General features: G+C 71.2%; 9 protein-coding genes. 8 read left to right on the top strand and 1 reads right to left on the bottom strand.

Translation table 11 applies throughout. The annotated features are described in order from the left end of the window. The 3 genes from FREUN1FDRAFT_RS35700 to FREUN1FDRAFT_RS35690 all read left to right on the top strand — a co-directional run. Positions 1 to 335, top strand: a 335-nt coding sequence (locus tag FREUN1FDRAFT_RS35700; protein ID WP_035957205.1) for a putative dsRNA-binding protein, incomplete at its 5' end; no start/stop codon positions are given. 32 nt (positions 336 to 367) lie between these two features. After that, positions 368 to 1,288, top strand: coding sequence for a bifunctional DNA-formamidopyrimidine glycosylase/DNA-(apurinic or apyrimidinic site) lyase (mutM, locus tag FREUN1FDRAFT_RS35695; protein WP_006545270.1), 921 nt, complete (start codon positions 368 to 370; stop codon positions 1,286 to 1,288). 319 nt (positions 1,289 to 1,607) lie between these two features. After that, on the top strand, positions 1,608 to 2,372 hold the full coding sequence (locus FREUN1FDRAFT_RS35690; protein ID WP_006545269.1) for a DUF2786 domain-containing protein: 765 nt from the start codon (positions 1,608 to 1,610) through the stop codon (positions 2,370 to 2,372). Positions 2,373 to 2,508: 136 nt separating this feature from the next. On the opposite strand, the gene FREUN1FDRAFT_RS47170 is transcribed toward FREUN1FDRAFT_RS35690, so the two are convergent. Further along, positions 2,509 to 2,886 carry a hypothetical protein gene (locus tag FREUN1FDRAFT_RS47170; protein WP_006545267.1) on the bottom strand — a complete coding sequence of 126 codons (378 nt, stop codon included), beginning with the start codon at positions 2,884 to 2,886 and terminating at the stop codon, positions 2,509 to 2,511. Between the two features lie 33 nt (positions 2,887 to 2,919). On the opposite strand from FREUN1FDRAFT_RS47170, the gene FREUN1FDRAFT_RS42520 reads away from it, so the two are divergent. The 5 genes from FREUN1FDRAFT_RS42520 to FREUN1FDRAFT_RS35665 all read left to right on the top strand — a co-directional run. Next, the gene (locus tag FREUN1FDRAFT_RS42520; protein WP_006545266.1) at positions 2,920 to 3,231 is read left to right on the top strand and encodes an acylphosphatase; all 312 of its coding nucleotides are present in this window, start codon (positions 2,920 to 2,922) and stop codon (positions 3,229 to 3,231) included. 502 nt (positions 3,232 to 3,733) lie between these two features. Continuing rightward, positions 3,734 to 3,931: a hypothetical protein gene (locus tag FREUN1FDRAFT_RS35680; RefSeq protein WP_006545265.1), complete on the top strand. Its 198-nt coding sequence runs from the start codon at positions 3,734 to 3,736 to the stop codon at positions 3,929 to 3,931. Between the two features lie 525 nt (positions 3,932 to 4,456). Beyond that, entirely contained in the window at positions 4,457 to 8,227 is a 3,771-nt protein-coding gene (locus tag FREUN1FDRAFT_RS35675; protein ID WP_006545264.1) for an AAA family ATPase, read from the top strand. Positions 8,228 to 8,430: 203 nt separating this feature from the next. Next, positions 8,431 to 9,747 carry a signal recognition particle-docking protein FtsY gene (gene ftsY / locus FREUN1FDRAFT_RS35670; protein WP_006545263.1) on the top strand — a complete coding sequence of 439 codons (1,317 nt, stop codon included), beginning with the start codon at positions 8,431 to 8,433 and terminating at the stop codon, positions 9,745 to 9,747. Positions 9,748 to 10,213: 466 nt separating this feature from the next. Continuing rightward, positions 10,214 to 10,602 (top strand): signal recognition particle receptor subunit alpha (locus FREUN1FDRAFT_RS35665; RefSeq protein ID WP_006545262.1); only part of this gene is annotated, 389 nt, incomplete at its 3' end.

The raw sequence follows: 10,602 nt of genomic DNA, 5'->3' as shown, positions 1-10,602 counted from the left end.
CCCTGCAGGAACAGACGGCGCTGCTGGGTCTCGGCCCGCCGGACTATGTCGTCACCGAGGCCGGCCCTGATCACGCCAAGCGGTTCACGGCCTTCGCGCGGGTCGCCGGCGAGGTGTTGGGTGAGGGCGAGGGCGGCAGCAAGAAGGAGGCCGAGCAGCGTGCCGCGGCGACGGCCTTCGCGATGCTGGAGAAGCGCGCCACCGCCGCGGATGACGGCGAGCCGCAGCCGGACAAAGCAGACGGGACGGCCCCTGAAGGCGCCGTCGCGGGCGGTACCGCTGTGGAGGGTGCTATCAGCCGCGACCCGGCGGCCGGTGCGGGCGACGCACGATGATCTGGTTTCGCCGGGTTTGCCAATGATCCGCTGTGCCTGAGCTGCCCGAGGTCGAGGTCGTCCGGCGCGGCCTGGAGCGGGGTGTGGTCGGCCGTGTGATCGACGGCGTGGAGGTCTATCACCCGCGGGCGGTTCGCCGCCATGCCGCCGGCCCTGACGACTTCGCCGCGGCCCTGCTCGGGCGGACCGTGACCACCGCGAGCCGGCGGGGTAAGTACCTGTGGCTCGGTCTTTCTCCGCAGGGCGCCGAAGCTGCCGGGCTCGAGGCCGTCGGGGCAGCGGCTGCTGGGGCGGGGGCTGCTGGGGCGGGCGAGTCGCTGCTTGGGCATCTCGGCATGAGCGGGCAGCTACTTGTGGTCCCGCCGGACAGCCCGGACCAGGTTCACCTCCGGGTCCGGTTCCGCTTCGGTGACGGCGGGCGCGAGCTCCGCTTCGTCGACCAACGGACGTTCGGTGGCCTGGCAGTGGTCTCCGGCGCGGACCTGCCGGCCTCGATCGCGCACATCGCACCCGACCCGCTCGCCGCCGACTTCGATGTCGAGCACTTCGTCGACGCGCTTCGTCGGCGCCGCACCGGTCTCAAGCGCGCGCTCCTCGACCAGACGCTGATCAGCGGTGTCGGCAACATCTACGCCGACGAGGCGCTGTGGGCGGCCCGCCTGCACTACGCGCGCCCCACCGAGACGGTCTCCCGCGCCGAGGCGCACCGGCTGCTGGAGGCCGCCCGCACGGTGATGACGGCCGCCCTGGCTGCGGGGGGAACCTCCTTCGACCGGCTGTATGTCTCCACCGAGGGCGTGAGCGGTCTGTTCGAACGCTCCCTGGAGGTCTACGGCCGCGAGGGCGAGCAGTGCTCCCGCTGCGCCGCGCCCATCCGCCGCGAGGCGTTCATGAACCGCTCCAGCTACACCTGCCCGGTGTGCCAGCCGCGTCCGCGCCGAGCTCGGTGGTAGGATTTCGAACACACATTCGATCAATGACGGTGTGTTCGTGGTAGATGCGGGCCGACGTGAACATAACCCGACATGAACATAACCCGACGTGACCGTCCCGACGTGAACGTGGCCCGATATGAGTGGGTGCCGTTCGGGAGATATATTGATCAAGAAGGCGTGTTGATCAAATAGTCGCAGGTTCGATCCGAATCAGCCTCGTCCATGGCCGTGACCGGGAGCTGACGACGACAAGGTCGTGCCCGGTTCGGCGAGGCCTCACAGACGTGTTCTCCTCCGGCTGTGTCCAGGCCGGAGAAGGACCATGGACGGAGGCGCCATGAACCCCGATGCTCTGCTCGGCCGGGTGCGCAAGTTGCTGGCGATGGCGGAGGCCGAGGGCCTGCCTGACGCGGCTCGGGAGAACTACAACGCCAAGGCCGCGGAACTCATCGCCCAGTACGGGATCGACCGGGCCCTCATCGAGGACGGCGCCCCGGCGGGCGCTGTCGCGGGCGATGTCGTGATGAGCGTGGACGCGCCCTACGCGCGGGACAAGATCTCGCTGTTGGCCAGTGTGGCGGACCCGCTGGGCTGCCGCCTTGTTCACAGGACGGTGCCTGCGCCGAGCGGCGTCGGCGGGACGGTGCACACCGCGCACCTGTTCGGGATGGCGGCGGATATCGAACGCGTCCAGATGCTGTACACGTCGTTGCTCGTGCAGCAGGCGCACGGTCTCGCGGCGGCGCGGCCGCCGGTGTGGGAGGACCCGCGAGCTTTCCGGCGATCCTGGATGGCCGGCTTCTCGGTCGCTGTGCGTGATCGGCTCGCGCTCGTGGAGGAGGCGGCACGCAGGAGGGCCGAGAACGAGGGCAGAACAACGGCGGCTGACGGAGCGGGGGAACAGAGGTCGGTCGCAGTCGTGCTGGCCAGCCGGGAGGGGCTGGTGGAGGCGCATCTCGCCCGCGTCTATCCGCGGCTGCGCACGACGCGCGCGCGCCAGCTCTCAGGATCCGGTGGCAGGGACGGCTACCAGGCCGGCCAGCGGGCGGATCTGGGGGAAGGCCGGCGGGTGCCGACGCAGGAACGACCGGAGATCGGCTGAGCTGCTCGGGAGGTACTCGCGAGCGGGCCAGCCGATCGCGGTGAATCCGATGTTCGGTGGATCTGGTGTGAAGTAGCTCTTGGCGTGAAGTAGCTCTGTCGGCGTGGCCGCGGCGGCCACGCCGATCCAGGCCCCACTACAACTTGCCGCCGGGGAGGTTGGGTACCGCGGTCTGGGTCGGACGCTCGCCGCGAGGCGGAGCGTAGCCCGGGCCGATGACGGCTTCGGACGGTACCGGGACCGGCGTGACGCTCCGGATGCCCTCGGTGCTGGCATGCGGAACCGGGATCACTCCTCCGTCCTGGGAGAAGTTCTGCCCACAGCCGGAGAGCAGGAGTGCGGTACCCATCGAACAGACGGCGGCCACGCACGCGAGCGACCGGCGACGGCCTGATCGCCCAGGCGTGCGCACATGGTCACCAATGGTGGTGCCGTTCGACGGCGTCCCCTGCCCCGGCCCCACGCGAACGGTGGCCTCGGTGCCCCTGTTGAGCTGCGCGCTCTCGATGTACATGGTGTCCACAATGGCTAGTACCCTACCGCTCCGATGAACGAGATTCGCGCGACGAACGGCGCCTCCAGCAGGGACGTGGTCCGCCTCACCGCCCGGGTCGAAGGTCTGGTTCAGGGTGTGGGGTTCCGTGACTATGTCCGTACCAAAGGACGACGTCTCGGACTTGCCGGGTCTGCGACGAATTTGCCCGACGGTGCGGTCGCGGTGATCGCCGAAGGCGACCGGGCTGCCTGTGAGGCGCTCCTCGACCTACTTGTGACGGGGCACACACCGGGTCGAACGGACCGTGTCGAGCACGTGTGGAGTGAGGCGCGTGGTGGATTGGCGGGCTTCCTTCGGCGTTGAAGCGCGGCGCCGTCGATTGAACAAGCGAGCAATCCGCGGCGACGTCCGTGCGAACGGAGTCGAACTTCACAGAGAAGCCCGTGTTGACGGAAGTGTGTTTTTGCCGAACGAGACCATGTGATCACCGCACGTCCGTCGATCATTGATGCGCCTGGTTGGCGCGCACCCGGCGACTTTCCCTGCGTCCATGGGTGATCGTGGCTGGTGACGGGCCCGATCGTGGGGCAGTCCGTCGGCGCGGAACAAGCCGCGTGTCACCGGCGCCACGTGCCGAACCGTGGACGAACCTGCTGCATCTGGTCCCGCCATGTGTCCCGCCGAGTGTTCGCGGGCGACGATTTTCTGATGTTCGTGGGACCGTGCGTGAGCCTTGTGGCATGCTCTTGACTTTCGGTGGCCTGACGTGGGATTCTTAGGTCATTCTCTGGGGCGCACTCTGATCGTTCTGATCTCGTCGCTCCCACACATCCCGCTAGGTCACTCATCGTGGAGGACCATCACCATGGCGAAGGCCCTATTCGGCCACGTCGGTTCCGGCAGCGACATGCGTCTCTCGTACGAGGTACGCCGTCTTCGCGCCCGGGTAGCGGAGCTCGAGGCTGAGCTCGCGCGCGTACGGGCAGTGAACGAGGCACTCGTCGACGGGGTTGACGTACCCGCTGACGTTCGGGCACTCGAGGTCGAGCCCGCGCTCACCTGAGCCGAGCTCGCAAGCAGTTCACATCCGGGCACTTCGGCTGCCCCACATACAGGGTTGAGCGCGGTGAGGGTCCTTGACCTCCTTGCCGGGCGGGCTCCCTCATGCCCTGGTGCGCACCCTTTTGGGTGAGTGCTGTGCTTGAAGGGGCCTGTGCCTGGCGCGGAGTGGGTTCTCGCCTGCCCTCGTGTTGCCCTGTGTGTGGTGTTCTGAGGTGCATTGGCAGGTGTTGGTCGAGGCAGGGTGTGGTTGCCCTGCCGTCGGCAGGCCCGTTGCCCCGCCTGGCAGGCGCGCCCGTCTGGTGTCTGCCGCGTGATGTCTGACGCGTGGCGTGGCACGGGCGTCGCATCCGGTGGACAGGTCGTCGGATGATCGTCCTGTGCGCGGGGTGCCACGTCGAGGTGCCGGGTGCCGCTCGGTACGATAAGCAGGTCCAACCCGTACTGCTCGTCGTTGGACTGATCTTGTCGTGGACCGGTGGACCATCGGTCCGGTAACGGTTTCGTTCCGTCCGCCGCCCGGAGCCCGGTGCATCTAAAAAGTCTCACCCTGCGGGGTTTCAAGTCGTTCGCGAGCTCGACCACCTTGCACCTCGAGCCCGGCATCACCTGTGTCGTCGGCCCCAATGGCTCGGGTAAGAGCAACGTGGTCGACGCGATCGCCTGGGTGCTGGGCGAGCAGGGCGCCAAGGCGCTGCGTGGCGGCACGATGTCCGACGTCATCTTCGCCGGCACGCCGGCACGCCCGGCTCTGGGCCGGGCCGAGGTGCTGCTGACCATCGACAACGCCGACGGCGCGTTGCCGATCGAGTATGCCGAGGTCACCGTCGGGCGGCTGATGTTCCGCAGCGGCGAGAGCGAATACACCATCAACGGTACGGCCTGCCGTCTTCTGGACATCCAGGAGCTGATGAGTGACTCCGGCATCGGCCGGGAGCTTCATGTTGTCGTCGGGCAGGGCCAGCTGGACGCCGTGCTCCATGCCCGTCCCGAGGACCGCCGGTCGTTCATCGAGGAAGCCGCGGGCGTCCTCAAACACCGCAAACGCAAGGAAAAGGCGCTTCGCAAGCTCGAGGCGATGGCCGCCAACCTCACCCGGCTCACGGACCTGTCCGCCGAGCTGCGGCGGCAGCTCGGCCCGCTCGGCCGCCAGGCGGAGATCGCCCGCAAGGCCGGCGTGATCCAGGCGAGCCTGCGGGACGCGCGGCTGCGCCTGCTCGCCGACGATCTCGCCACGGCTCGGGCGTCCGTCGTCACCGACGCGGCGGACGAGGAGGCACTGCGAGCCAGGGCGACCCGCACCGAGCGCGTGCTGGCCGACGGGCAGCGCCGAGAGGCGGAGCTGGAGGCTCGCCTCGCCGCCGTGGTTCCCCAGGCGGCCCAGGCGGCGGAGACCTGGTACGGCCTCGCCTCCGTCCGGGAGCGGTTGCGGGGGAGTAGATCCCTCGCGGCCGAGCGGTCACGGCTGCTGGGCGCCGCGGAGGAAAGCCGCAGCGGTCGCGATCCGGACGAGTTGGAGCAGGAGGCGACGGCGGTCCGGGAGCAGGAGCTCGCGCTGACGGAGCGACTGGAGCTGGACCGCGAGACGCTGGCCGAGATTGTGGCCCGTCGCGGGTCTCTTGAGGAACAGGTGGCGAACGAGGAGAAGGCACTTCTCGCAGCGGCGAAGGCCGCGTCGGACCACCGGGAGGGGCTCGCCCGACTCGCCGGCCGGGTGGACGCGGCCCGATCGCGCGCCGCGTCCGCCGAGGCCGACATCATCCGGATGACCGAGGCCCTGCAGGCGGCCCACGCGCGGGACGAGGAGACGGCCGGATCCCGGGCGGCGCTCGACACCGAGCTGGCCCGGATCGAGACCGCACGCCAGGAGCTCGGGGAACGGCACAGCGAGGCGGTCGCCGTGCACGAGGCCGCCAGCGAGCGCCTGGAGGCGTTGCGGGACGCCGAACGGGCCGCGGAGCGCGATCGTGCCTCCTGGCAGGCACGTCGGGAGGCGTTGGAGCTGTCGCTCGCTCCGGCTGACGGTGCCACCGCGCTGCTGCGTGCCGCGGTCGAGTCGACGTCCGGGTCGCCTGCGGCGTCGCCGTCGCCATCGCTGCCGTCGCTGCCGACGGGGGAGCCGGTGGCTTCTGCGGGCGCGCCGGCGGACGGCAACCGAGGCGGGCGTGGCGGTGGGAAGAAACGGCAGGGCCGCGCAGCGCGTCGCGGAGAGGCCGAGGCTGTCGTCGAGCTCCCGCCGCTCGACTCCTCCATCGAGATCATCGGACGTCTCGCCAGCTATGTGACCGTCGCACCGGGTGCTCAGGCGGCGATCGCGGCCGCCCTCGGGCCGGTGGCGGACGCGTTGCTCGTGGGGACGTCCGAGGACGCGCTCGCCGCGCTGCGCTGGTTGCGCGGCGCTGACGCCGGCCGAGCCGCTCTGGTTGCAGCGGATGCAGCGGGCGGGGCGAATACGGCGGATTCGGCGGATTCGGCGGACCTGGGGTGGCGACCGGGCGTTGCCGAGCCGCTGCCAGCCGGCTCGCTGCCGGCGCTGGAGCTGGTCACGGTCACGGATCCGCGTTTCGACGCCGCTGTGCGGGAACTTCTCGCCGACGCGGTCGTCGCGGACGATCTGGACGTCGCCGCCCAGGTGCTCGCCGGTCGTCCGCACGCGACGGTCGTCACCAGAGACGGCGACGTCGTGGGGCGGCGGTCGGCGGTGGGTGGCAGCGCCACGCCGCCTTCGGTCCTCGAGGTCCAGACCGCCGCGGACGAGGCGGACCGCGGGTCCCTCGAGGCGCTGGCCCGTCGCGAGGCCGCCCGCGAGGAGCTCGGCCCGGCCCGGGCGGAGGTGGAGCGGGCTCGGGGCGCGATCGACGCGGTGCTCGCCGAGCGGCACGGGGCCGATGCCCGTCATCGCGCGCTTTCGGAGCATCTCGCCCAGATCGAGCGGACCCGCGGCACGGCGGCCGGCGAGATCAGCCGGCTGGAACGTTCCAGGCTCGCGGCGGAGGCCGCCCGCGACCAGGCCTACGGCGCCCTGACGGAGCTGGAGGCGCAGCTCGCGGCGAGTTCCGCCGAACCGGACGTCGGCGAGCGCTCGCCGCAGCAGCGCGACCGCCTGGTCGCCGAGACCTCCGCCGTTCGTGCGGCCGAGGTCGAGGCCCGGCTGGCCGTGCGTACCAGTGAGGAGCGCGCGCGTGGCCTGCACGGCCGGGCGGACGCACTCATGCGGTCGGCGGCGAACGAGCGGGCGGCGCGGGCGGCTGCCGCTCGCCGCCGAGAGGTACGCGAACGCCACGCCGCCGCCGCGGCCGCCCTCGCCGCGGCCGCGGACACCGCGCTGGACGCACTGGAGCGATCGCTGGCCACCGCCGCCACGGAGCGGGAGACCGCCGAGGCGGCCCGGCGCGAGACCGAGGAGGCCCTGGGCACTGTCCGGGAGCAGGTGCGCGGCTGGGCCACCGAGCTGACGGGCCTGCGTGACGCCGCTCACCGCGAGGAGCTGGCGCGAGCGGAGAAGCGCCTGCGGGTGGAGACGCTGGAGGCCAAGGCCCTGGAGGAACACGGCGTCGAGGCCGACGACCTGGTCGCCGAGTTCGGCCCGGACGTGCCGGTACCCCCGGACGAGCCCGATGGCGAGGCGACGCCGTTCGACCGCGCGCAGCAGGTCGAGCGGGCGGCGCGGGCGGAGAAGCAGCTCACCCGACTGGGGAAGATCAACCCGTTGGCGCTGGAGGAGTTCGCCGCGCTGCAGGAACGCGCGGCGTTCCTGTCCACCCAGCTGGAAGACCTGAAGAGCACACGACGTGACCTTCTGCTCGTGGTGGACGAGGTGGACGCCCGCGTCCGCGAGGTGTTCGCCACCGCGTTCGCCGACACGGCGCGGGAGTTCGAGATCGTCTTCGCGACCCTGTTCCCGGGGGGTGATGGCCGGCTTGTCCTGACCGATCCGGACGACATGCTGACGACCGGTATCGAGGTCGAGGCCCGACCGCCCGGCAAGAAGGTCAAGCGGCTGTCCCTGCTCTCGGGCGGTGAGCGATCACTGACCGCGCTCGCGTTGCTGCTGGCCATCTTCCGGGCGCGGCCGTCGCCGTTCTACGTCCTGGACGAGGTCGAGGCCGCGCTGGACGACCGCAATCTCGGCCGGCTGCTCAACGCCATCGAGGGCCTGCGGGAGAAGTCCCAATTGATCATCATCACGCACCAGAAGCGGACGATGGAGATCGCGGACGCGCTCTACGGTGTGGCGATGCGCGGCGACGGCATCACGACCGTGATCAGTCAGCGGCTGCGCGCCCGCGCCTCGGCCTGACCTACCCCTCCGGCCGGGCCCGGCACGTTCGGTGCCGCCATCAACGCCACCGGCGCCGCCCGTCACCGAGGCCACCGGCACCGCCCGTCACCAGCGCCGCCGCCGGCGTCGGCGCCCGAAACCCCACGGTCTGGCCACCCCGTTCGCCATAGCGCCGGGGGTGGACGGGCGATGGTCGCGCCGCGATCTGTAAGGATCGTGGCGTGGAGCTGGTCATCCTCATCGTCCTCATCGCCGTCGCCCTGGTGGGGGTCGTTGGTCTCGTCGCAGGTAGCGCGCTTCGGGGGCGCACCCGGCGAGGCCCGATCCCACCGCGCCCGGACTCGAGCGGCCTCGACGCGGGCGCCGCGTCACCCGGTTCCGCTACCCAGGTCGCACCTGGAGCCGCGCCAGGCCTCGCCCCGGGCGCACCGCCTGCCGTGGCTCCGACAGACCGGCCCGAGCCGGATGGAACGGCCGTTCCATCCGGAACACCAGTCGCGGGTGGTCCGGGCGGGGTCTCCGAGCCGGCGGAGGGGATCGGCCCGGCCGCGGGCGGGGCGGTGACGGCGGAGCCCGAGATCGTTTCTCCGCGTGCCCCGTTGGAGGTGCCGGCTCCCGCGATGGGCCGAATTGTCCGGCTGCGCGCCCGACTGGCCCGCTCCCAGAACGCGCTCGGTCGCGGCCTGCTCGCACTGCTCTCGGGCGACAACCTGGACGAGGAAGCCTGGGAGGACGTCGAGTCGACGCTGCTCGTCGCGGACGTCGGGGTGGCCGCCACGGCGGAGATGGTGGACGCGCTGCGGGAACGGACGAAGGTGCTCGGCGCCCGCACGGCGGCCGACGCGCGCGCGATGTTGCGCGACGAGCTGCTCGCCCAGGTGGGCACGAGCATGGACCGGTCGCTTCGCACCAGTGCGCCGGACCGGCCGGCCATCCTGCTCGTGGTGGGTGTCAACGGCACAGGTAAGACCACGACCTGCGGAAAGATCGCCCGTCTGCTCGTGGCGGAGGGCCGATCCGTCGTGCTGGGCGCGGCGGACACCTTCCGGGCGGCCGCGGCGGACCAGCTGGAGACCTGGGGCGGTCGGGTAGGCGCGACGACCGTGCGTGGCCCGGAGGGCGGTGATCCGGCGTCCGTCGCGTTCGACGCGGTGAAGCGCGGGATCGATGACGGCGCCGACACGGTGCTCGTCGACACCGCCGGTCGGCTGCACACGAAGGTCGGCCTGATGGACGAGCTCTCCAAGATCAAGAGGGTGGTGGGCAAGCAGAGCCCGGTCGACGAGGTCCTGCTGGTGCTGGACTCGACCACCGGTCAGAACGCCCTCACCCAGGCCCGGGTCTTCACCGAGGCTGTCGACATCACCGGTGTGGTTCTCACCAAGATGGACGGGACGGCCAAGGGGGGCATCGTCATCGCGGTGCAGCGGGAGCTGGGCGTGCCGGTCAAGCTGATCGGGCTCGGCGAGGGCCCGGACGATCTCGCGCCGTTCGAGGCCGAGGCGTTCGTCGACGCTCTGCTGGGCGAGCCGGCCTGACCTGACGGCTCGCAGGCGGCCCCGTCGTCCTCGGACGCCCTGCCGGTGGACGTGTTGCCGGCGGACGCAGGGACCACATTCTTGGTTGTCACCGGCCTTCCCTGCGGCCAGCCGCAGCTCTACGCTTTCCGCGTGTGCGGATCCGTCGGGATCCGCGGACTGCCGCGCCCAGTCTCGACCAGGAGCGCCTCGGTCGTCACCGAGCGTCCGCCAGGAGTTTCGGTCGGGCTTTGAGCCTCCGGCGAGGTGTCTCGCCCTCCTCAGCGCAGAGGGCGGAGCCGGCCGGCCTCGTGCCGGGTTCCGTGCGGGCACGCCTCGCCGGGCTGGGCCCGGCCGGCCTGGGCTCGGCTGGGCAGGGCCGGCGTCCACGTCGGCGTCGCCTGTCGTCCCGACCCCCGCTTCCGGATCAGCGAGTGATGCGTACGCTGGTGGCTGCGGTTCGTCTGCGATCTCGGAGTGTGTGCGCGTGTTCGACACCCTTTCCAGCCGCCTCGACAAGGTCTTCACGTCGCTGCGGGGCAGGGGGCGGCTGACCGACGCCGACATCGACGCCACCGCCCGAGAGATCCGGGTGGCGCTGCTGGAGGCCGATGTCGCCCTCCCCGTGGTCCGCGGTTTCGTCGCGGCCGTCAAGGAGCGGGCGCGCGGCGCCGAGGTGAGCGCGTCGCTCAACCCTGCGCAGCAGGTCATCAAGATTGTCAACGAGGAGCTCGTCGCCATCCTCGGTGGCGGCACCACCACGGTGCGCTTCGCCAAGACGCCGCCCACCGTGATCCTGCTCGCGGGTCTGCAGGGCACCGGTAAGACGACCCTCGCCGGCAAGCTCGGTCGGTGGCTGAAGGCCCAGGGGCACAC

It is taken from the genome of Parafrankia sp. EUN1f (assembly GCF_000177675.1).
Lineage (GTDB): Bacteria > Actinomycetota > Actinomycetes > Frankiales > Frankiaceae > Parafrankia.
The sequence above is the reverse complement of the archived record's forward strand: the minus strand, read 5'-3'. Positions and strand labels throughout refer to the sequence as shown.